The following is a 22781-nucleotide window of genomic DNA, read 5'->3' as shown; positions in this document are numbered from 1 at the left end:
CGCCGGAAACGGCGGGACAATGACAAGAAGTGAAGGTTTGAACATGCAGGTTACCGAAACGCTCAATGAAGGGCTGAAGCGCGAGATTAAAGTCGTGGTTCCGGCCGGAGATCTCGAAGCCAAGCTCTCTGAGCGGCTCGAAACTGCCCGTGGTCGCGCCAAGATCAATGGCTTCCGTCCAGGCAAGGTGCCAACGGCACACCTGCGCAAGACCTACGGCAAGTCCTTCATGGCTGAAATCGTGAACGAAATCCTCAACGATTCGTCGCGTTCGATTCTTGCGGACCGCAATGAAAAGTCGGCAACGCAGCCTGTTGTTTCGATGTCGGAAGACGAAAAAGAAGCTGAACAGGTTCTGGACGGCAAGGCCGATTTCGTTTTCTCGCTGACTTACGAAGTTCTGCCAGCGATCGAAGTCAAGGACTTCTCGAAGATTGCTGTGACCCGTGAAGTCGTGGACATCTCGGACGAAGAAGTTGACGAACAGGTTAAGCGCGTTGCTGCTTCGACCCGCACTTTTGAAGCCAAAAAGGGCAAGGCCGAAAATGAAGATCGCGTAACGATCGACTATCTCGGCAAGCTCGACGGCGAACCATTTGAAGGCGGCGCAGACACCGATGCGCAGCTCGTTCTCGGTTCGGGTCAGTTCATTCCAGGCTTTGAAGAACAGCTCATTGGCCTCAAGGCTGGCGACGAAAAGGTTATCAACGTAACTTTCCCTGCTGAATACGGTGCTGCGCACCTCGCAGGTAAGGAAGCAACCTTCGACATCACCGTTAAGGGCGTTGAAAAGGCTGGCGAACTCGTCCTCGACGACGAAACCGCTAAGAAGCTCGGCATCGAGTCGCTTGAGCGTCTGCGTCAGGTTGTTCGTGAACAGATCGAAAGCCAGTACGGCCAGATCACCCGTCAGAAGGTAAAGCGTCAGATTCTCGACGCACTCGATGGCGATTACCAGTTCGAAACGCCAGAAAAGCTCGTTGAAGCAGAATTCAACAACATCTGGCAGCAGATCAACTTCGATCTGCAGCAGGCTGGCCGCACCTTCGAAGACGAAGAAACCACTGAAGAAGCTGCTCGCGAAGAATACCGCAAGCTTGCTGAGCGCCGCGTTCGCCTCGGTCTGGTTCTCTCCGAAATCGGTGAAAAGGCAGGCGTAGAAGTTTCTGAAGAAGAACTGCAGCGCGCTGTTTACGACCAGGTACGTCGCTACCCAGGTCAGGAAAAGGAAATCTACGAATTCCTGCGCAAGACGCCGGATGCAGTTGCTAACCTCCGCGCACCTATCTTCGAAGAAAAGGTCGTTGACCATCTGCTCGCAAACATCAACGTGACCGACAAGAAGGTCTCGAAGGAAGAGCTGACTGCAGAAGACGAAGATGCAGCTTCGGAAGCAAAGCCAGCCAAGAAGGCTGCTGCGAAGAAGAAGGCCGCTCCTAAGAAGAAGGCAGAAGAAAAGTCCGACGAGGCTTAATTCTTCCAAGTCTGAACTATTCGAGAAGGCCGCGCACTGCGCGGCCTTTTCATTTGAAGCTTAGTTCGTCCGTTGAAGGTGTGACATGAATGGATTGCCATATCTCCATTTGGAGCTGACGATGCAGGAAGAGCCACGCCAACCCGCATGGCCGGCCGATGTCAGTGTAGTTACCTTCTCTGATGAATATGCAAGAGCTGCCCATGATTTGTTGCTTCGAGCCTATGCCAGCGGCGGCGGTTCGGTCACTGATTTCGACAGCTGGTACAATGGTTTGATAGCCGATAGCGAATTTGATCCGGAACTGGCCGTTCTGGTTCTCGATCAGGTCCGTCGCCCTGTAGCATTTGTGCAGTGTTGGAATAGTGCTTTCGTAAAGGATTTGGTTGTCGATCAAAGCAGGCGGCGGGAAGGGCTCGGCGAAGCGCTTTTGCTTTGTGTTCTTCGGCTTTTCTTTCAACGTAAACAGACAACGATTAGTTTGAAAGTGGAGCAGAATAACCCCTCTGGTGCTGAAAAGCTTTACAGGCGCATCGGCTTTAGCGAAGTTTCAGTGACGAAACTGCCTATGAAACCTTGAGCAAATCAACCTGAAGGGCAGAGAAGGCTTGCCAGTCCTCGCCGTTTGTTTTAGCCAAAGTCAGATAGAATTTTTGCTGCGCATTGCGTCGCACAGGAAGAGATAGACGAGTTACTATGACCCTTATTGATACGCGTACGCCTGAACCAAAACGTTTCATCTCTGGCGCCACCGGCGACTGGGAAATCGTCATTGGCATGGAAGTCCACGCTCAGGTCACGTCCGAGTCCAAGCTATTTTCCGGCGCTTCCACATCCTTCGGTGCAGATCCGAATGCGAATGTGTCTCTGGTGGATGCCGCGATGCCGGGCATGTTGCCTGTCATTAATATTGAATGCGTCAAACAGGCTGTGCGTACCGGCATTGGCCTGAATTCACAGATCAATCTGAAGTCGGTTTTCGATCGCAAGAACTATTTCTACCCCGATTTGCCGCAGGGCTATCAGATTTCGCAGTTCAAGCAGCCAATCGTCGGCGAAGGCAAGATCATGATCTCCGTTGGTCCTGACAATAAGGGCCAGTTCGAAGACGTAGAGATCGGTATTGAGCGTTTGCATCTGGAGCAGGATGCGGGCAAGTCGCTGCACGACCAGCATCCAACGATGTCCTATGTCGATCTCAATCGTTCCGGTGTGGCGCTTATGGAAATCGTTTCCAAGCCAGACCTGCGTTCGTCCGACGAAGCCCGCGCTTATCTGACCAAGCTGCGCACGATTGTCCGTTATCTCGGCACTTGTGATGGCAACATGGACGAAGGTTCGATGCGCGCAGACGTGAACGTTTCCGTTCGTCGTCCGGGCGGCGAATTCGGCACCCGTTGCGAAATCAAGAACGTCAACTCGATCCGCTTCGTCGGTCAGGCGATTGAATATGAGGCACGTCGTCAGATCGCTATTCTGGAAGACGGTGGCTCTATTGATCAGGAAACGCGCCTGTTTGATCCTGTGAAGGGCGAAACCCGTTCGATGCGCTCCAAGGAAGAAGCGCACGATTATCGCTATTTCCCTGATCCGGATCTTCTGCCACTCGAATTCGATCAGGCATTCGTTGATGCGCTTGCCGCAGATCTTCCTGAGCTGCCGGATGTCAAGAAAGACCGTCTGGTCGAAAAACTCGGTATCTCGGTTTATGACGCGTCGATTCTGGTCTCGGAAAAGGCAATTGCGGACTATTACGAAGCGGTATCCGATGGTCGTGATGGCAAGCTGGCCGCAAACTGGGTCATCAACGATCTACTTGGTGCGCTGAACAAGACGGGCAAGGACATTGAAACATCGCCTGTTTCACCAGTTCAGCTCGGCGCGATCATCGATCTGATCAAAGACGGTACGATTTCCGGCAAGATCGCTAAGGAACTGTTTGAAATCGTCTGGAATGAAGGTGGCGACCCGAAAAGCCTCGTTGAAGAACGCGGCATGAAGCAGGTCACAGACACCGGTGCGATTGAAAAAGCCGTTGACGATATTATCGCAGCAAACCCGGATAAGGTCGAACAGGCTAAGGCCAAGCCAAGCATGGCTGGCTGGTTTGTTGGTCAGGTGATGAAGGCAACGGGTGGCAAGGCCAACCCGCAAGCTGTTAATGATCTGGTCAAGTCCAAGCTCGGGATTGAAGAATAATGTGGGTTCGCAGCGCCAGTGAGGCAGATCTTAAGGCCGTGCATGAATTGCTGGTCTCGACCTGGCACGCGACTTTCGACGATATTCTTGGCCGGGAAACGGTTAATGCCGTCACCGGCAAATGGCACTCGGTTGCGGCGCTGAAAGCCAATCTCAAGAAGCCATATTCTGAATTCATCGTTGCAGATAACGGCGAGGGTGGCATCGACGGCATGGCTTTTGCGAGCCAGACCGGAGAGGGCAAGGCCTCGCTCCATCAGCTCTATGTGCGTCCTGAATCGCAGGTGCAGGGCATCGGCACAATGCTTCTGGCAGAAGTCGAAATGGCTTTTCCGGGCGTAAACACGATGCGGCTTGAAGTGATCGAACGCAATGAAAAGTCGGTGCGCTTTTACGAGCGCAAAGGCTATGCCCGCGTGGGCCGCAGTGAAGATTGGGGCGATCCCAATTGCAAGGAGCCCGTGCTGATTATGGAAAAGTCTCTCGAAGGCTGGAGTATGTAGTCTTTTGCTTTAACGCGCATCATATCCGAAAACCACTTCACACTTTTCGGGATGCGCTTCATACTCTTGTGACAGCGGCAACTTGCCCCTTGCCTTGGGCCTTTGATAGGGCCATAAGCGTTGAAAACCCGGCAGTTAATCTGCCTGTGGCAATAACGGATCTGGATAGGTCATGAAGAAATTTCTTACGCAAGTCTTCACCTGGTGGAATGGCCAAACGCTTGGCACCCGCCTTCACACCTGGCGCAAAGGCGAACGGGTCGGCGAAGATGAGTTCGGTAATGTCTACTATCAGGGTGGCAAGGACTCTGAAGGTCGCACCCGCCGCTGGGTCATTTTCAATGGCTATGCGGAAGCAAGCGCTATTCCTCCGGGCTGGCATGGCTGGATGCATCACCGCGTTGATACGCCGCCAAGCAAGGAAGACTACAAGCCGCGTGACTGGCAGAAGCCACACCTGCAGAACCTGACTGGTTCGTCGCTGGCTTATCGTCCGAAGGGATCGATCGCGATTCCGGGAACCACTCCTGCCGAACGTCCACGCGTGACCGGCGAATACGATGCCTGGACACCGGGCAGCTGATTTGAAGCTTTAAACCGGCATGGATTTCATGCCGGTTTTTTCTCTTTTGCGGTATGAGAGCATAATTCGACCGGCGCGAATCGGGGCGCGATAAGATTATGCTCAACATCAAAAAATTTAGAGCGCCGATTTGATTCATTCAGATCGAAAGGCTGTCTAACGCAAAAGGTTTGAGGATAGTTGGATCGCACATACGGTAGCAAAGCATTGCTGCTTGCAGCTGGGCCACGAATCGTCACAATTGACGATTAGGAGTTGTTCTGGCTCATTATTTAACCAGATTAATACGGATATCCGTTTTGACGAAGCATTTCACCGGCACGGCTATTAACGGAAAGAACTGGTTCAAGCAGGCAGCAAAGGTGGCTTTGCTTACTCTGCTCGCCGGCACTTCAAGCTTTAATGCAGCTTATGCCGAACGTATTTCCAATCCTGTTGCAGAGTTTTCGGGTCTCGACAAGATCACCGGCCGCATCACCAGTTTCGATGTTTACATCAATGAAACTGTGCAGTTCGGCGCGCTTCAGGTAACGCCGAAGGTTTGCTATTCGCGCACCGAGAACGAAGCGCCGCGCACAGACGGTTTTGTCGAAGTTGATGAAATTACCCTCGACCGCAAGATTCGCCGTATCTTTACCGGATGGATGTTTGCCGATAGTCCGGGTCTCAACGCTGTTGAACATCCGATTTATGACGTGTGGCTTAAAGACTGCAAGCAGAAGTCCGACGTTCCGCCACCAGATCAGCGCAAGTAATCTTTCATTTCAGAAAATGGCGACGCCCTGAAGTGCTTCATCGAGAAGCCCTTCATATTTTTTGCGCCTCACTTCGATTGCACCGAAGCGCTCCAGATGGGCTGTCGTGAACTGCGTATCAAGCAGTACAAAACCCTGTCGTTTCAGATGCTCGACCAGATAGGCGAGGCAGACTTTTGAAGCGTCGCGCTTACGTGTAAACATGCTCTCGCCAAAGAAGGCGCGTCCGAGCGTGACGCCATAAAGCCCACCCACGAGCTGGCCGTCATGCCATGCTTCGACTGTGTGGCAATGACCAGCGTCAAAGAGTTTCTGATAGGCTTCGCGGATCGGCGCGTTGATCCATGTCCGCGCACGTTCGCCGGTACCGCTTGCGCAGCCGTCGATAACGCCCTCAAAGTCATTATCGAGCCGGATTTCAAAAACTGCTTGTCTGATGGTTTTCTGCAGGCTTTTCGGAATGTGAAAGCCATCGAGCGGGATGATACCGCGCTTTTCAGGACGAACCCAGAAAATCTCAGGATCGTCTGCTTCTTCGGCCATCGGGAAAACCCCGGTGGCATAGGCCCGCAGGAGCAGCTCCGGTTCGATTGTATAGTCGTCCGGTGAGGCTCCTGCGGTCACTTTATTTATGCACCCATGTTCTTATGTATTTGGAGTTTCTGACTGCTTGGCCAGATACTTTTCCAGCCAATGGATGTCGTAATCACCATTGGCAATGTCCTGATTGGAAATCAGGTCCTGGAACAGGGGCAGGGTCGTCTTGACGCCATCGACCACGAACTCATCAAGCGCACGACGCAGACGCATCATGCATTCAACGCGGTTCCGGCCATGTACGATCAGCTTGCCGATGAGGCTGTCATAATATGGCGGAATGCGGTAGCCGGAATAGACGCCTGAATCCACACGGATACCAAGGCCACCTGGCGTATGGTAATGGGTGATCAGGCCCGGTGAAGGCGTGAAGTTACGCGGGTCTTCCGCATTGATGCGGCATTCAATGGCATGGCCATGGAAGCGTACATCTTCCTGCTTGACGGACAGGCCCAGGCCTGCTGCCACACGGATCTGCTCGTGAACGAGATCGATGCCGGTGATTGCTTCGGTAACTGGGTGCTCCACCTGAAGACGGGTGTTCATTTCGATGAAATAGAACTCGCCGTTTTCATAAAGGAACTCGATCGTGCCTGCACCGCGATAACCCATATCAGCAACAGCATTGGCACAAATCATGCCGATCTTGTCGCGTGCTTCGGCATTCAATGCTGGAGAGTTGGCTTCTTCCCAGACCTTCTGGTGACGACGCTGCAACGAACAATCGCGCTCACCCAGATGGATTGCATTGCCTGCACCATCGCCCATGACCTGTACTTCGATGTGACGCGGCTTTTCGAGATATTTCTCGATGTAAACGGCATCATCACCAAATGCTGCACCAGCCTCGGTACGCGCAGTTGCAAGAGCTACTGCCAGATCGTCTTCAGTGCGGGCAACCTTCATGCCGCGACCACCACCACCGGCGGATGCCTTGATGATGACCGGATAGCCGATTTCTTTTGCGATGCGCTTGGCTTCGTTTTCATCGGTTACGCCACCGTCCGAACCCGGAACGACTGGAATGCCGAGGCGCTTTGCAGTGCGCTTGGCTTCAATCTTGTCGCCCATGGTGCGAATATGCGAAGAGGTCGGTCCGATGAAAGTAATGCCGTGTGCTTCAAGAATTTCAGCAAACTTGGCATTTTCCGAAAGGAAGCCGTAGCCCGGATGGATTGCATCCGCGCCAGTGATTTCGCAAGCGGCAACGATTTGATGAATATTCAGATAGCTGTCGCGTGATGGAGGCGGTCCAATGCACACGCTTTCGTCCGCAAGGCGAACATGCATCGCATCGGCGTCAGCTGTGGAATGAACAGCGACCGTCTTGATGCCCAGTTCTTTACAAGCCCTGAGCACACGAAGAGCGATTTCGCCACGATTGGCTATGAGTATCTTTTGAAACATTGCGCTTTGCTGCCCGTTCATTGAATAAGCCTGAATTCTACTGACCAATGGGTCGTCTTATTCAATGACGACAAGCGGTTCGCCGAATTCAACAGGCGCTGCATCTTCAACCAGAATAGCCTTGACCGTACCGGCGCGAGGCGCGGAAATCTGGTTCATGGTCTTCATGGCTTCGATGATAAGAAGGGTCTGGCCTTCCTTGACCTGTGTGCCAACTTCGATGAAGTTGCGTGCGCCAGGAGCGGGGGCGAGATAGGCGGTACCGACCATTGGCGAAGGAACAGCATTCTTGCTGAGTTCTGCCTTTGTTGGTTCTGCTGCAACAGCAGCAGCCACCGGCGCTGCAACTGCGGCTGGTGCAGCCTGCATCACAGTAGCCGCAGCCTGAACCGTTACATTGCGCGAAACGCGGATACGCAATTCACCATGTTCGACTTCGATGTCGGTCAGGTCGGTTTCATTGAGAATGTTCGCGAGATCGCGAATGGTTTCTTTGTCGATGACGGAATTTTTGCTGGACATATAAAGGCCCCTTTACGCTTGCCCGTTGTTTTCTTCTTCTTTGGCAATTGCCGCGAGTGCGCGCAGGCCGAGCAGGTATCCTTCCGCGCCAAAGCCGCAGATGACGCCTTTGGCGACTGCGGAGACATAGGAGTGATGCCGGAAAGCTTCACGCGCATGAATGTTCGACAGATGCACTTCCACGACCGTAACTTTGGCCGAACGGATGGCATCGTGAATAGCAACCGAAGTGTGGCTGTAAGCTGCGGGATTGATCAGGACATAGGCGTTCTTATCGCCCGCTTCCTGAATCCAGCTAACCAGATCACCTTCGTAATTAGTCTGGCGAAAATCGACAGCAAGGCCCAATTGTTCAGCCTCGCGCTTGCAGCCCGCTTCGATATCTTCGAGCGTTGCCACACCGTAGATGCCCGGCTCGCGCTTCCCAAGAAGATTGAGATTGGGGCCGTTCAGAACAAAAACCGTTTTCACCATATTCGTCCGTGATCGATAACGGGCCTATTACGAAAATTCAATTACACTTCGCATTTCATATAGAGGGCTTGGACGCAAGTCGAAACCCTCTAAATTAAAGCTAATGTTTCACCACAGCGTTTTTCCCGCTATTCTTTGTGGAATGAACGCTATTTGTGGCAAAAATAGTCATTTATCACTTCTGATTTATTGAATGTACCTTGCCAATAATCAACAAGACGCGATCTCAATCAGATCAGCTTTTTTTGGCTGAGCGCGCTGCAGCGATTCTTTCAATCAGGCCTTCTGCGCCGATTGCACCGGGAACGAGGTCGTTTCCGATGATGTAGGACGGCGTGCCGGTGATGTTGAGCTTCTGGGCGAGCTGATAGGTTTCCTGGAAGGCATTGGTGATTGCCGGGTCTTTCATCTTCTCGCGAAGTTGTGCTTCATCTGCGCCGAGCTTGACCGCATCAGCAATAGCCGAAGCTTCTGTTGCGCGTTCCTGCGCACCGAGAAGAACTTCATGATACTCGGCATATTTCTCCGGCATAAGGGCTTTAAACGCCTGCGCTACAATGTGGGCGCGCATGGAATCAGGTCCGAGGATCGGGAATTCCTTCATAACGAAGCGGACGTTTGGATCGTTCTTGAGGATTGCTTCCATGTCTGGAAGCGCGCGCTTGCAGTAGCCGCAATTGTAATCGAAGAACTCGTAAACGGTGACATCACCGTTTGGATTGCCGAAGACAGCATCGTGTAACGGATTGAAAAGCTGATCCTGACTTGATGCCAGAACCTGCTTGACCTGCTCTTGAGCAGCTTCCGCCTGCTTGGTTTCAAGTGCGGTCTGCACCTCAACCATGATCTCTGGGTTCTTCAGCAGATAATTGCGAACGATTGTCTCTACCGCCTGCTGGTCCAATTGCGGCGCAGCAGCCATTTCCACAGGTGCAACTGCTGGGGCTACGGGCGCTGGCTGATGTGCGGTGCCGGCATAATAGCCGAGTGCAAGCGCAGCTGCACCGACGACGGCACCACCGATTGAACCAAGAATGACGTTCTTCATACCGATCACTTTCATACGTTCTGAAATCTCACTTAAAGTGCGGCTTGGGTAGCCTCTTAAGTGGCTTACTTTTTAGCTTTGGCGTTGATGATGTCCTGCGCACGCAGCCAGTCGGGAGTTCCTGACTTCATTTGCTTTTGCGCGCGAATGGCAAATATCTGGGCCTGCTGCAGCTTCCCGGAATAGTAGTTCATGTCGGCTGTGGCAAGGTCAGCGCGGGCCATATCGCCAGACTGGCCATAGGCTTGCGCTAGATATCCATATCCGCCGGGAAACTCTGGGTCGGCCGCAATACCTGCTTTCAGCTCCTTGATAGCATTGGGCATATTGGCCTTGGTGCCAGTAAGCATCAAGGCGCGGCCGTAGCTCATGCGCAGCAGTGGAGACTTGCGCGTATCAAGAGAAACTGCACGTTGGAAAGCTTTTGCAGCACCTTGTGGGTTGTTAGCCTTAATCAGCACTTCGCCCATCATTTCCTGGAAATATGGATTCTTTGGCTGTTCTTTGATGAGTGCCTCAAACTTCGGGAGTGCGGCACGGGCCGAGCCATTCAGATAAGTGGTGATTGCGCTGCCATAACGGGCCGGTAGGCCACCGGGATTACCGCGGAACATGCGCTGCAAAGCGCCCATATTGTTGGAGTAGGCTGCGATCTTGGCGCGTGCCATATCATGTCGGAGTTGCAGCGCTGCGGAATCCGTCTTGTTATAGTTCGGGCTTTTTTTGGCCAGTTCTTCAAGGTTGGAAATTCGCTCGCGGGGCAACGGATGGCTGATACGATACTGATCGATCTGGGTGCCGGACAGTGAAAGTGCCGACGCGAAGCGCTGGAACGTATCAAGCATTCCTTTTGTCGACTGGCCAGTGGCATTGAGATAATTAACAGCCAGACGGTCGGCGGTCATTTCTTCGGTACGCTGATAGCTGAGCAGGCTGCGCATTGCCATTTCCGTACTGCCCATTGCAATGCCGCCACCTGCACCCGCAGCAGCACCGCTGCCTGAAGCTGCACCGGCAACGCCTGCGCCGACGCCCAGAAGCATACCAATAACTGCCATGGTGCGTGCGCGGCTCAACTGTTCACGCAAGCGATCCTGATGCCCGCCAGCGATATGACCGGCTTCATGCGCAATGACGCCGATGATTTCGTTCGGTGTTTCTGCCTGCATGATGGCGCCTGTATTAATGAAAATACGACGGCCATCGACAAAGGCGTTGAAGCTCTGGGAATTGACGAGAATAACGCGGACACCACGTCCGCCTAATCCGGCGACTTTGAGGATCGGAGCTGCATAATCGGCGACAAGCGCTTCGATTTCAGCATCGCGTACGATTGGAACGCCGCCACCGCCACGCGATTGCGCCTGTGCAGGCAGGACGCCTGTAACGGCAACAGCTAGGGCTGCAAAGGCAGCAACTGAACGGCGCATCACATTCTGAAAAGAAAACGCTTTGGTCGTGAAAGTTGCAGTCATGCTCCCCATAGTGCTCCTCATCCTGCTCAAACGAAACAAAAGCGAATCTTACAAATCCGGCCTAGTTTAAGGGCTTTATATCAATCTTCATCGCTGTTTTTACTACAGCGCTGTTGCTTTACCAATCCGGCGATTATAGGGCGGGTGAGTTGCATTGCATTCCCCGCTTTTCTGGAGGCTAAGTTGAATACTCTTTCCAACCGTAGCGCAGTCGAACCGTTTCACGCCATGGATGTTCTGGCAGAGGCCAATCGTCGTCGCGCTGCGGGCCATCCAATCATTTCGATGGCAGTCGGGCAACCGGCAGACCCGGCACCGCAAATCGTGCGGCTGGCTGCGGAACGCGCCCTGAAAGATGGCCGTATCGGTTATACCGATGCTCTAGGGCTGATAGAGCTGCGCGAAGCAATTGCCGCGCATTATGCTGACAACTATGGCGTAACCGTCTCGCCGGAACGCATTGCGATTACGACAGGGTCATCGGCCGCGTTCAATCTGGCGTTTCTTGTCTATTTCGATCCAGGCGATCGCGTTGCAATCACGCGCCCGGGCTATCCAGCCTATCGCAATATTCTGACAGCGCTTGGCCTCGAAGTGGTTGAAATCGCCAATGAAGGCGGCGCATCAGGTGCACTGACCGCTCAGGCATTGGCTGCCGCTCATGCAGAAAAACCGTTGAAGGGCGTACTTTTTGCAAGTCCCGCCAATCCAACTGGCGCCGTGATCGACAAACCGGAACTTAAGGCCATCATTGAAACTGCGCGCGATCTTGGTATCCGCGTAATTTCTGACGAAATCTATCACCGTCTTTCCTATGAGAGCGAAGATGTGACGGCATTGCAGATTTCGGACGATGTCACCATCATCAATTCGTTCTCAAAATACTACTGCATGACCGGCTGGCGCATTGGCTGGATGGTTCTGCCAAGTGCTGATGTGCGTGCCATCGAACGCCTCGGCCAGAGCCTTTATATTTCCGCGCCTGAACTTTCGCAGCGCGCGGCAATTGAAGCGTTTCACGCTACCGCAGAGCTGGAACGCGTGAAAGACCGCTATCGGCAGAACCGACAAATCCTGCTCGAACACCTGCCGCGCATGGGGCTAAGCCTCGCCGCGCCCATGGACGGCGCGTTCTATGCCTATTGCGATGTTTCGCGCTTTACCAATGACAGCATGGAATTTGCGCGACGCATGATTGCCGAAACCAACATTGCGGCTACTCCGGGACGGGATTTTGATCCGATCGACGGGCACCGCACCATGCGCTTTTCTTATGCAGGCAGCATAGAAGAAATTGAGGAAGCGGTTCGCCGTCTTGAAGAGTGGCTTCCACAACAGCGCGCCTGATAGCTGGAGCGGTTCCAGTTAGTATTGAATCGTGGAACCGCTCTATGTTTCTGTTTTTACGCAAAGCCGCTTCGCACTCTTGCTGGAAATGCTTTAATTACTAAAACAAAAAGAAAACCGGCGTTTCCGCCGGTTTTCTTATATTCTACATCAGAAGTGAGCAGGGCTTAGAAGAAGCCCTTCTTCTGCCACCAGCCGCCGCGCTTCGGCTTCTGCTCTTCCGTATCGCTGGAGGTGACGACAGGCTCGGTAACCTTCTGCGCTTCTGCAACAGGGGCTACCTCTGGTTCCACCGCAACTTCCTCAACTTCCGGCTTTACAGCAGTCTTGCGTGTACGACGCTTAGGCTTTGCGGCTTCTGCTTCTTCAGCAGGAGCTGCAACTTCTTCCTCAGCAGCCTTCTTGCGCGAACGTGTCTTGCGAGCAGGCTTCGCAGGTTCTTCTGCTGGCTCTGCAACGACGACATCGTCATTCGCCGCTTCTTCGCTCTTTGCAGTCTTACGACCGCGTGGCTTGCGCGCTGGCTTCGCAGGCTTTTCGTCTGCAACTGTTTCAGCAGCCGGAGCAGCTTCAGTCGCTTCAACAGTGACGGTTTCAACCGCAACGGCCTCAGCAACAACCACATCAACAGGCTGTTTTTCTACCTTCGCAGGAATGACAGGCGTGTAACCGACGAACTCAGGATCAGGTACTTTGTTGAACTGAATATCGTCTTCACGACGGTTCTTGCGACCGCCACGACGACCACGACGACGCTTCTTGCGACGATCTTCATCGCTCTGCGAGGCATTGCTCGAAGATGCGTTGTCTTCTTCATCGTCTTCGTCTGAATCGTCAGAGCCTGCTTCAACCTGCTCAGTCTGTTCGCGATTGTCGCGATCACGACCACCACGACGGCGACGGCGACGACGGCGCTTGCGATCGCCTTCTTCGCTGCTTTCTTCGCGAGCAGGGGCTTCTGCCTTGATTTCTTCTTCGGCGTCGTCGTCCTCAAGTGGAATCTCAGGATCTTCGATATCGTCTTCGTAAATCATCGGCTGTACAGGCTGGATGGTTACTGGACGTGTCGAAGGCGCACCCTTGTCGATGACAAAATGCTGATGTCCGACGCTTTCATCGGCATCGATGCTGATATTGGCGCCGAAACGGCCTTCCAGATCAGCAAGCAGCTGGCGCTTGTGATTGAGGACATAGAGAGCCGACGCTGCAGGCGTGCGAACGACAATGTCGTAGCCCGAATGACGCAGCAGATAGTCTTCGATGCCACGGATGATATGGAGCGCCATGGACGAGTCGGAACGGATATGACCGGTGCCGCCGCAATGCTGGCAAACCTGCATCGTGCTTTCGAGAACGGATGCGCGAATACGCTGACGCGACATTTCCAGAAGGCCGAAATGCGAGATACGGCCGACCTGAATGCGGGCACGGTCGTCCTTCAGGCAATCCTTCATCTTCTTTTCGACAGCGCGATTGTTGCGCTTTTCTTCCATGTCGATGAAGTCAACGACGATAAGACCTGCAAGGTCGCGCAGACGCAGCTGGCGCGCAACTTCTTCAGCTGCTTCCAGATTTGTCTGCAGTGCAGTGTCTTCAATCGAATGCTCACGGGTCGAACGCCCGGAGTTCACGTCGATTGCAACCAGAGCTTCGGTCTGGTTGATGATGAGATAACCGCCGGATTTCAGCGTTACCTGTGGCAGAAGCATACGATCAAGCTGTGCTTCCAGACCATAGCGCGTGAAGACTGGCACCTGTTCGCGGTAAGGCTGAACGACCTTGGCGTGGCTCGGCATGAGCATACGCATGAAGTCCTTCGCTTCGCGATAACCGGTTTCACCTGATACGAGAATCTCGGTGATGTCTTTGTTATAAAGATCGCGGATCGAGCGCTTGATCAGGCTGCCTTCTTCATAGACGAGGGAAGGCGCTGTCGACTGCAATGTCAGCGTGCGGACATTTTCCCACATGCGCATCAGATATTCGTAGTCGCGCTTAACTTCCGCCTTGGTGCGGTTTGCCCCAGCGGTACGAAGGATCACGCCCATGCCCTGCGGCACTTCGAGTTCCTTGACGATTTCCTTCAGGCGCTTGCGATCCTGCGGATTGGTGATCTTGCGCGAAATGCCGCCACCGCGCGCGGTGTTTGGCATCAGAACCGAGTAACGGCCAGCTAGCGACAGATACGTGGTGAGAGCTGCGCCCTTATTGCCGCGCTCTTCCTTAACGACCTGAACCAGAATGATCTGGCGGCGCTTGATGACTTCCTGAATATTGTACTGACGACGGCTGGTGCGGCCATGCGAAGGAAGTTCTTCCATCGCATCTTCCGAGCCTACCGATTCAACGATGTCTTCTTCGTTCTCAACATCATTGTCGTCATCATCGTCACCATTGTCGGTGTCGATTGCTTCGGAAATGACATGTCCAGCTTGCTTCATCAATACGATGGCAGGAGTGCCAGGAACGTAATTTTCAAAAGCCGGTCCGACAGGTTCCGCTGCAGGCAAGCCGCTGTTCGAACCGCCTGAATGCGAATCACCGTTCTGGCCATCACGACGTCCGCGACGGCGATGACGGCGCGAACGGTCGTTCTTTGCCTTCGGCTCTTCGTCTTCATCTTCTGCGCGCGCAGCTTTTGCTTCCGCTTCGAGCAGGGCCAGACGATCAGCAACCGGGATCTGGTAATAATCCGGATGAATTTCAGAGAATGCGAGGAAGCCGTGGCGATTGCCGCCATATTCCACGAACGCAGCCTGAAGAGATGGTTCGACGCGGGTAACGCGTGCGAGATAGATATTACCCTTCAGCTGCTTCTTATGTTCCGACTCGAAGTCGAATTCTTCAATCTTGTTCCCACGCGTTACGATAACGCGCGTCTCCTCCGGGTGGGAGGCATCTATAAGCATTTTGTTGGACATTATTGTCTTTCCTGCCGGCGCTAAGACGCAAGCCGCGTGCGCCGGACGAAACCCTGAAGGCTGTCGTCCTGGCTGGGATGCGTCTGCCGGATGATAATGGGTTCGTCGGAATAAAAGCTGCTGTCCTTGCGCGCGATGGCCTCATGGCGATCACGGTCTTCAGGCTTGCGATGGTCAGTCTTGCTTGACCCATAGCTGTTCCGAACGAAACGACCTCATATATGACCCGAAAAAGCCGGGCCGACCTCTTTGCTCTTTTCAGAGCACTGGCGACAGCGCGTATCAGTACGCAGTCGGCCGATTAAAAAACGGAGGCGGCAGGGGAGCCGTATTCCGTTGAATTCTGTGCGGGCTATTGGAGCAACAAACGTATATGCCACTGTTTTCGCTGCTTTTAGTAACGGTTCAAATTGAGAACCGGCAAACGATTCTGGCAGCTGCTCCATAACCTAACTAAGCTTTTATGGCGTCAATTGAACTATGACAAGTACGAATATCAGTTGACACCTTCATCGTAATTTTGCCGAAAGATGATTATAGGGCTCAAAATGCCCTGCTAGTGGTCTGATTTCGACATTTGCGTCCCTCTGATACAGGCGCCGAGCAAATGTCGGAATCGCAAAGATCACTAGTAACTTTAAGCATCTACTGGATTTTTCGCATTTGACGTTTGAAACAGCATCTCATTCAGTCGGGATTCAAGCGTCAAATTCAATCCAATAGAGCCATCAGATGCGAGCGGAAAAGTGTTCATTAACTATAATTTTGTACGGGTAGATTTATGAAGTGCGCGCAATCATAGGTCTTGGCTGAAATGTCAGGATTTGAGATTATTCGATAATATCTGGATCGCGATTACGGATGCATTGTCTGAGCTTTAAAAACGCAGCAAACAAAATTTCGGCAGTTCGAAGCACGCTCGCGCTTCTGGCGATGGTTTTCGCCGCTATTTTCCATGTCGGTTCGGCCGTTGCTGCTGACGAAGCGCCACTTTCTGCTCTTACATATCGTATGGCGGGGGACGATCTGCGAATGCGGGTCGTTGTGATGTTTGATCGTAAGCCCGAAGTTTCGACGTTGCTGCTCGACAATCCGCATCGCCTGGTCTTTGATCTTCCAGAAACGCGTTTCGGCTTTGATGAAAAAAGCCTGGAGGCGAGGGGAATTGTATCGCGCGTGCGCTATGGCCTGGTTGGAAAAAGCCGGTCACGTCTTATTCTCACCTTGCGTGGACCATTCAACGTCGAAAACGTTCAGGTGATCCAAAACGAAACAACGTCGGGTTATCGGCTTGTCGCGGATATCATTGCGTCCTCTGATCGCGAGTTTTCTGAAAGGCTCAAGTCGCAGCATGAGGTTACTGGCTCAACTGAGCGTAAGTCCGCAACGGCTGCTAAGGCACTTGCATCTGAATCCGGCGGGGCGCGGCCATTCATCGTGATGTTAGATCCCGGCCATGGTGGTATCGATAGCGGTGCTGAAAGCCTGAGTGGTATTAAAGAAAAAGATCTGACACTTGCCTTTGGTCAGGAGCTGCGCGATCGGCTGGGTAAGGAGAAGAATATCAAAGTCATGATGACGCGAGATGACGACACATTCCTGCGTCTCTCAGAGCGCGTGCGACTGGCTCGCCAGTACGAGGCTGATCTTTTCATTTCCATCCATGCAGATACGATCAATCAGGGCGATATACGCGGGGCGACGGTATATACAATTTCCGACAAAGCCTCTGACTCCGTTGCGCGAGCCATGGCTGAACGTGAAAATAAGTCGGATAGCGTTGCGGGCGCCGTTCCAGAAGAACTCCCGGAAGTTGCCGATATTTTGCTTGATCTGACTCGCCGGGAAACACATACATTTTCGTTGAGCTTTGCCGAGAAGGTCATCAGTTCCCTGCAGGGTGAGGTAAACCTCATCAATAATCCGCATCGCTTTGCCGGTTTTCAGGTTCTGCGTGCGCCTGATGTGCCATCAGTGCTTATCGAAATCGGATACCTCTCCAATGCTGAAGACGAAAAACTAATCAGTAATCCTGAGTGGCGTCGCAAATTGGCTGACCGTATTGCCCGGGCGGTAAAAGCGTTCGAAATCCAAAAACATCCGGACACTTTGTCAAAAGGCTAGAATTATGTAATGTTTAGTGGGGGCTCATGTTCATCCCTGCTGATAAGATGCATGGTTGCAACAGTTTCTTGGATTTTTGTCGCTGCCCGGCATTTGCATGCGTTAAATTGGTAAAAACATAGAAACGATCTTGCCTTTGACGCATTTGATGGTCACTAAACCAGCTTGTTGCCAATGCGGCATAGGTCGACGGGTGCTCGTTTTGATTGCCCCTAAATATATGCGAATGATCTGAAGGCAGGATCCCGGATTTATGGTAAGGCTTATCGGATATTTCTTCGGAATTGGTACGGTTCTGGCACTTTTGGTTGCTGGCGGCGTTGCCGTCTATATCGGTAGCGTCACAAAGGAACTGCCTGATTACGAAGTGCTCGCAAAGTACGAGCCTCCTGTCATGACGCGTGTTCATGCATCTGACGGTAGTCTGATGTCGGAATTTGCGCGTGAACGCCGCATGTATTTGCCGATTCAGGCCGTGCCAAATCGTGTCAAAGCTGCTTTCATTTCTGCTGAAGACAAAACATTCTACGAACACCATGGTCTCGATTTTGGTGGTCTCGCGCGGGCAGTGCTGACGAATGTTAAGAACATGGGTTCTGGCCGTCGCCCGGTTGGCGCATCGACCATCACGCAGCAGGTCGCAAAGAACTTCCTTCTAAGCTCTAACCAGACCTATGACCGCAAGATCAAAGAAGCGATTCTTGCGATGCGCATTGAGCAGGCCTATTCCAAAGACCGTATTCTTGAGCTCTATCTCAATGAAATCTTTTTCGGTCTCGGTTCCTACGGCATCGCCAGCGCTGCACTCACTTATTTCGACAAGTCTGTTGGTGAGTTGAGCATTGCTGATAGTGCGTATCTCGCCGCACTGCCAAAAGGTCCAAACAACTATCATCCGTTCCGCTACCCAGATCGCGCGATCGAACGCCGCAACTGGGTTATCGATCGTATGGCCGAAAACGGCTACATCACGATGCAGGAAGCGGATGAAGCGAAGAAAGAACCGCTCGGCGTAAAGACCCGTACTGCTACCCATTATCTGTTTGCTTCGGAATACTTTAGTGAAGAAGTGCGCCGCCAGATCATCCAGAAATATGGCGTCGATGCCCTTTATGAGGGTGGTCTTTCGGTTCGTACAACTCTTAACCCAACCATGCAGGTCGAAGCGCGCAAGGCGCTGCAGGCAGCTCTGCTCCGTTACGACGAAGCACGCGGCTGGCGCGGCCCTGTAAAGCACGCCGAGCTTGGTAGCGACTGGGCTTCTGCCTTCGGTGATTTGCAGGCGTATCCCGATGTGCCTGAATGGCAGCTCGCAGTTGTACTCAATGTATCCGCTGCAGGCGCTGATATCGGGCTTCAGCCTGAAGTCGAAGGTTCTGGTTCCCGCAGCAAAGAGCGCACACGTGCCTTTATTGCGGCTGATGACATGAAATGGGCAATGCGGGTCACCAATATCGGTGGCAAGCGCAGCAGCGCCAAGTCGCCGGAAGGTGTGTTGAACACTGGCGATATTATCTATGTATCCAAGGTCGGTGACGGCGGTTCGCGTTTCCGTCTGCAACAGCCGCCAAAGCTACAGGGCGCGCTTGTCGCGATGGACCCTCATACCGGTCGTGTGCTGTCGATGGTTGGCGGATTCTCATTTGGTGAATCTGAATTCAACCGCGCGACACAGGCCTATCGCCAGCCAGGCTCATCGTTCAAGCCGTTCGTCTATGCTGCTGCACTCGACAATGGTTATACCCCGGCTTCCGTTGTGCTGGATGGTCCGTTGGAAGTTAATCAGGGTGGCGCACTCGGTGTGTGGGCTCCGAAAAACTACTCCGGTAAGTTCTCCGGCCCCTCGACGCTCCGCTACGGTATTGAACAGTCGCGTAACGTCATGACCGTGCGCCTCGCGCAGGACATGGGCATGAAGACGGTTGCAGAATATGCAGAACGCTTCGGTGTTTACGACAAGATGTTGCCGGTTCTGTCGATGTCGCTCGGCGCTGGTGAAACAACGGTTCTGCGGATGGTTACGGCCTATTCTGTGATCGCAAATGGCGGACAGAGCATCACACCTTCGATGATTGACCGTATTCAGGATCGCTACGGCAAGACGGTGTTTAAGCACGATGGACGCCAGTGCGAAGGCTGCAATGCCCAGCAATGGTCCAATCAGGAAGAGCCAACTCTGATCGATAATCGCGATCAGGTGCTTGATCCGATGACCGCTTACCAGATCACATCCATGATGGAAGGTGTCGTTCAGCGCGGTACTGCTCAGCTTCTTAAGAGCCTTGATCGTCCACTTGCCGGTAAGACCGGTACGACCAACGACGAAAAAGACGCCTGGTTTGTCGGCTTCACGCCTGACCTGGTTGTCGGTGTATTCATGGGTTATGACACGCCAACTCCGCTTGGTCGCGGGGGTACTGGTGGCGGTCTCGCTGCTCCGGTCTTCAAGGAGTTTATGGGGCAGGCTCTGGCTGGAACGCCGAAGGTTGATTTCCGTGTCCCTGAAGGCATGACGCTGATTGCGATCAACCGTAAAACCGGTATGCGCACGAATAAGGGCGATCCGAACCTGATCATGGAAGCCTTCAAGCCTGGGACGGGACCGTCTGATACCTATTCGGTCATTGGTATGGATCAGTTCCGCGAAGGATCACCGGTTCAGCCGCAGTCGCCACAGGCAACCCGCGCTATCAATTCGGGTTCAGGCGGACTTTACTGACGTCAGCCTCTTTACACTGCGCCGCGTGCTAATTATGGTCCGCGGCGCTTGAATGGTTTTAACTTTAGCCATTCTGCGTTGAGGCAGAGCGCATCGCTTTGGTGGGATGCGCTTCAGAACAAAGCGGCTCGCTTCGAGCGTCTGTTCTCTCCATCCACGACTGAATTATTGAAGGAACGATTTGCCCATGCGCGCGGAAATCGAGACGCTGGTTGACGAAATCCAGCAGGCCATAAGCCTGCTGAGGAGGCATCTTTGACTGGGATCAGGCAATCAAACGTCTGGGCTATCTGAATCAGAGAGCTGAAGATCCGACCCTTTGGAATGATGCACAGGAAGCCCAGAAGCTGATGCGTGAGCGGCAGCAACTGGAAGACAGCATCAACGGCATTAACGGCCTGAAGCAGACGCTTAACGACAGTATCGAACTCATCGCCATGGGCGAAGAAGAAGATGACAAGTCGATTATCGCGGATGCTGAAAACACCATTCGCGATCTGAAGAAGGAAGTCGACAGCCGACAGATCGATATGCTGCTTTCAGGTGAAGCGGATGCCAACGACACCTATCTTGAAGTCCATGCTGGCGCAGGCGGCACGGAAAGTCAGGATTGGGCGTCGATGCTTCTGCGCATGTACACACGCTGGGCCGAACGCAGCGGACGTAAAGTTGAAGTGATGGAAGTGCATTACGGGGAAGAAGCAGGCATCAAGTCTGCAACGATCCTGATCAAGGGCCATAATTCATACGGTATGGCGAAGACGGAATCCGGCGTGCACCGTCTGGTTCGTATTTCGCCTTACGATTCGAATGCCCGTCGTCACACTTCGTTTGCGAGTATCTGGGTTTATCCGGTCATTGATGACAACATCGATGTGCAGGTAACGGAAGCGGATGTCCGTATCGATACCTACCGTGCATCGGGTGCCGGTGGTCAGCACGTCAATACGACTGACTCGGCCGTGCGTATTACGCACATTGCGTCGGGTATCGTGGTGCAGTGTCAGGCCGAACGTTCGCAGCACAAGAACCGCGAAAAGGCTTGGTCGATGTTGCGTGCGCGTCTTTACGAGGAAGAACTCAAGAAGCGCGAAGAAGCAACTGACGCAGCCAACGCCACCAAAACCGATATCGGTTGGGGGCATCAGATCCGCTCTTACGTGCTTCAGCCGTATCAGCTCGTTAAAGACCTTCGTACGGGCGTTGAAAGCACAAACCCGCAAGAAGTGCTTGATGGCGCGGTCACACCGTTCATGGAAGCAGCCCTCGCACATCGCATTCAGGGCGGTGGCGAAGCAATCGAAGATATTGATTGATCGCTTCCCGATAACGCTAAATAGAAAACCCGGCCTTGTGCCGGGTTTTTTGCATATGCATGTCAGATTATGCCGGAGAAATTTGCGGCCCTTACTAAGCGTCAGGAATCTTTTGACGCCGTGCGCTTGATCTCAGCTCTTGGCTTATAGGCCCGCGGACCAGTGATAATGGGATCAATGCCCTGAACATTTGGCGCATTATCGGGAATAAGCAGCTCTTGCTGCGCAGAAATATTCGGCATGGGCTCAGATGGCATTTCTGGCAACGGCTGCATCGCCGAAGAACCTTTTAACAGCAACGCGAGCTTGCTGTTCTGCGGTTTATCCGAATTGCCACCATCAGTATTGAGATAGATACCAACGCCAAAGCAAAGGGCGACCGTAACAGCGCCAAATCCAAGGACTTTAGATCGAATTCCGAACATGCCGATTGCTTTGCTTTCCATGCTTTCGAATCAACCAAATTCTATCATGGTTAACAAAGCTTATCCGAAGCTTTTGTGGTTAGATCGAAACAGGTGACAAGTTGCGATAAATGCGTGCGCCAGTTCATTGAACGGCGGCTTGAGGTCACTCGCGGAAATTGCTCTGATGGCATTCCCCGCGCAGAGACGGTTCAAACCTTTGCTTTTCAGAGTGCGCGCGCTGCCTCAAGAACGGCTTCAGCGTGACCTGCGACTTTTACTTTTTCCCAGACGTGGGCGACGCGGCCATCTGCATCAATAAGAAAAGTGGCGCGTTCAACGCCCATGTATTTACGGCCATACATGCTCTTTTCTACCCAAACACCGTAGGCTTCCAAAGCGGTTCGGTCTTCATCTGCTGCAAGCTCGACCGTCAGGTCATGCTTTTTGCGAAATTTGGCATGTTTTTCCGCGCTGTCGGGCGACAGGCCAATGATGCGAGCGCCGATTTTGTCGAATTCAGGCTTTAGCTGCGAAAACGCAATCGCCTCTTTGGTGCAGCCGGATGTGTCGTCTTTCGGATAGAAATAAACGACGACTGGTCCGCCTTTAAGTGAAGACAACGAGATTGCACCATTATCGGATGGCAATGAAAAATCCGGTGCCAGATCTCCAACTTGGGGACGAGCCATATCTAGGCCTTTCTTTTATGGATAAACGGGGAAACTGCCTGTTACACTCAAATCTATCGCATTCAGGGTAAGCTCATGCAACCGTTCAAGTGCAGCTTGCAGAGACCTTTGACGGGTGTTGATAATTCATCGGATTCGATCAAGAATGTTTCGGATGCGATGAGGAAGTGAAATAAAAACAGAAAGTTATTTAGCTCTTATAAACCGTCTCGTGAGGTCTT

At 52.9% G+C, this 22781-nt stretch carries 20 protein-coding genes; 11 read left to right on the top strand and 9 right to left on the bottom strand.

Features of this window, described 5'->3' with window-relative positions; genetic code table 11:
- The first annotated feature begins 43 nt into the window (after nucleotides 1-43).
- The 6 genes from tig (at nucleotide 44) to QSJ70_RS09920 (ending at nucleotide 5514) form a co-directional block, all read left to right on the top strand.
- Entirely contained in the window at nucleotides 44-1474 is a 1431-nt protein-coding gene (tig, locus tag QSJ70_RS09945) for a trigger factor (RefSeq protein ID WP_268877849.1), read from the top strand.
- An 85-nt stretch (nucleotides 1475-1559) separates the two neighbouring features.
- Entirely contained in the window at nucleotides 1560-2054 is a 495-nt protein-coding gene (locus QSJ70_RS09940) for a GNAT family N-acetyltransferase (protein WP_285536083.1), read from the top strand.
- Between the two features lie 116 nt (nucleotides 2055-2170).
- Nucleotides 2171-3673: an Asp-tRNA(Asn)/Glu-tRNA(Gln) amidotransferase subunit GatB gene (gene gatB / locus QSJ70_RS09935; protein ID WP_285536081.1), complete on the top strand. Its 1503-nt coding sequence runs from the start codon at nucleotides 2171-2173 to the stop codon at nucleotides 3671-3673.
- The gene (locus QSJ70_RS09930; protein WP_064320521.1) at nucleotides 3673-4176 is read left to right on the top strand and encodes a GNAT family N-acetyltransferase; all 504 of its coding nucleotides are present in this window, start codon (nucleotides 3673-3675) and stop codon (nucleotides 4174-4176) included. The genes gatB and QSJ70_RS09930 overlap by 1 nt, the downstream gene beginning before the upstream one ends.
- Nucleotides 4177-4348: 172 nt before the next feature.
- Nucleotides 4349-4759, top strand: coding sequence for an NADH:ubiquinone oxidoreductase subunit NDUFA12 (locus QSJ70_RS09925; RefSeq protein WP_064320522.1), 411 nt, complete (start codon nucleotides 4349-4351; stop codon nucleotides 4757-4759).
- Nucleotides 4760-5043: 284 nt separating this feature from the next.
- The gene (locus QSJ70_RS09920; RefSeq protein ID WP_285536437.1) at nucleotides 5044-5514 is read left to right on the top strand and encodes a DUF2155 domain-containing protein; all 471 of its coding nucleotides are present in this window, start codon (nucleotides 5044-5046) and stop codon (nucleotides 5512-5514) included.
- A 9-nt stretch (nucleotides 5515-5523) separates the two neighbouring features.
- On the opposite strand, the gene aat is transcribed toward QSJ70_RS09920, so the two are convergent.
- The 6 genes from aat to QSJ70_RS09890 all read right to left on the bottom strand — a co-directional run bounded on the left by aat (nucleotide 5524) and on the right by QSJ70_RS09890 (nucleotide 11046).
- Nucleotides 5524-6093, bottom strand: a complete 570-nt coding sequence (aat, locus tag QSJ70_RS09915; RefSeq protein ID WP_285536435.1) for a leucyl/phenylalanyl-tRNA--protein transferase — start codon at nucleotides 6091-6093, stop codon at nucleotides 5524-5526.
- A gap of 66 nt (nucleotides 6094-6159) precedes the next feature.
- Complete coding sequence (gene accC / locus QSJ70_RS09910) at nucleotides 6160-7518, bottom strand: acetyl-CoA carboxylase biotin carboxylase subunit (protein ID WP_064320523.1); 1359 nt, start codon at nucleotides 7516-7518, stop codon at nucleotides 6160-6162.
- Nucleotides 7519-7575: 57 nt separating this feature from the next.
- Nucleotides 7576-8040, bottom strand: coding sequence for an acetyl-CoA carboxylase biotin carboxyl carrier protein (gene accB, locus QSJ70_RS09905; protein WP_007874737.1), 465 nt, complete (start codon nucleotides 8038-8040; stop codon nucleotides 7576-7578).
- 12 nt (nucleotides 8041-8052) lie between these two features.
- Entirely contained in the window at nucleotides 8053-8514 is a 462-nt protein-coding gene (gene aroQ, locus QSJ70_RS09900; RefSeq protein WP_007874746.1) for a type II 3-dehydroquinate dehydratase, read from the bottom strand.
- Between the two features lie 235 nt (nucleotides 8515-8749).
- Complete coding sequence (locus tag QSJ70_RS09895; RefSeq protein WP_285536433.1) at nucleotides 8750-9562, bottom strand: DsbA family protein; 813 nt, start codon at nucleotides 9560-9562, stop codon at nucleotides 8750-8752.
- Between the two features lie 65 nt (nucleotides 9563-9627).
- On the bottom strand, nucleotides 9628-11046 hold the full coding sequence (locus QSJ70_RS09890; protein ID WP_039859719.1) for a M48 family metalloprotease: 1419 nt from the start codon (nucleotides 11044-11046) through the stop codon (nucleotides 9628-9630).
- Between the two features lie 174 nt (nucleotides 11047-11220).
- Between QSJ70_RS09890 and QSJ70_RS09885 the strand changes: the two genes are divergently transcribed.
- Nucleotides 11221-12384: a pyridoxal phosphate-dependent aminotransferase gene (locus QSJ70_RS09885; RefSeq protein WP_194778848.1), complete on the top strand. Its 1164-nt coding sequence runs from the start codon at nucleotides 11221-11223 to the stop codon at nucleotides 12382-12384.
- 167 nt (nucleotides 12385-12551) lie between these two features.
- Here QSJ70_RS09885 and QSJ70_RS09880 read toward each other — a convergent pair whose 3' ends face one another.
- A complete protein-coding gene (locus tag QSJ70_RS09880) occupies nucleotides 12552-15305 on the bottom strand; it encodes an Rne/Rng family ribonuclease (RefSeq protein WP_113498755.1) in 2754 nt (917 codons plus the stop codon).
- Between the two features lie 2 nt (nucleotides 15306-15307).
- Between QSJ70_RS09880 and QSJ70_RS09875 the strand changes: the two genes are divergently transcribed.
- From QSJ70_RS09875 to prfB, 4 genes are all read left to right on the top strand, one after another.
- The gene (locus QSJ70_RS09875) at nucleotides 15308-15493 is read left to right on the top strand and encodes a hypothetical protein (protein ID WP_007874769.1); all 186 of its coding nucleotides are present in this window, start codon (nucleotides 15308-15310) and stop codon (nucleotides 15491-15493) included.
- Between the two features lie 745 nt (nucleotides 15494-16238).
- On the top strand, nucleotides 16239-17429 hold the full coding sequence (locus QSJ70_RS09870) for an N-acetylmuramoyl-L-alanine amidase (protein WP_113485305.1): 1191 nt from the start codon (nucleotides 16239-16241) through the stop codon (nucleotides 17427-17429).
- A gap of 253 nt (nucleotides 17430-17682) precedes the next feature.
- A complete protein-coding gene (locus tag QSJ70_RS09865) occupies nucleotides 17683-20148 on the top strand; it encodes a penicillin-binding protein 1A (RefSeq protein WP_064320527.1) in 2466 nt (821 codons plus the stop codon).
- A 187-nt stretch (nucleotides 20149-20335) separates the two neighbouring features.
- Nucleotides 20336-21464 (top strand): peptide chain release factor 2 gene (gene prfB / locus QSJ70_RS09860; protein ID WP_105518438.1). Its coding sequence is split into 2 segments (ribosomal slippage): nucleotides 20336-20404 and nucleotides 20406-21464, totalling 1128 coding nucleotides; the frame shifts between segments, so codons are not numbered across the junction.
- Nucleotides 21465-21565: 101 nt separating this feature from the next.
- On the opposite strand, the gene QSJ70_RS09855 is transcribed toward prfB, so the two are convergent.
- Both QSJ70_RS09855 and QSJ70_RS09850 read right to left on the bottom strand, forming a co-directional pair.
- The gene (locus tag QSJ70_RS09855) at nucleotides 21566-21910 is read right to left on the bottom strand and encodes a hypothetical protein (RefSeq protein WP_285536070.1); all 345 of its coding nucleotides are present in this window, start codon (nucleotides 21908-21910) and stop codon (nucleotides 21566-21568) included.
- Nucleotides 21911-22095: 185 nt separating this feature from the next.
- Nucleotides 22096-22560: a peroxiredoxin gene (locus tag QSJ70_RS09850; RefSeq protein WP_064320529.1), complete on the bottom strand. Its 465-nt coding sequence runs from the start codon at nucleotides 22558-22560 to the stop codon at nucleotides 22096-22098.
- Nucleotides 22561-22781: the final 221 nt, after the last annotated feature.

Origin of the sequence: Brucella sp. NBRC 12950 (assembly GCF_030268145.1) — a bacterium.
In the GTDB taxonomy this organism is placed as follows: Bacteria; Pseudomonadota; Alphaproteobacteria; order Rhizobiales; family Rhizobiaceae; genus Brucella.
This window is presented reverse-complemented; position numbering and strand designations above follow the sequence as displayed.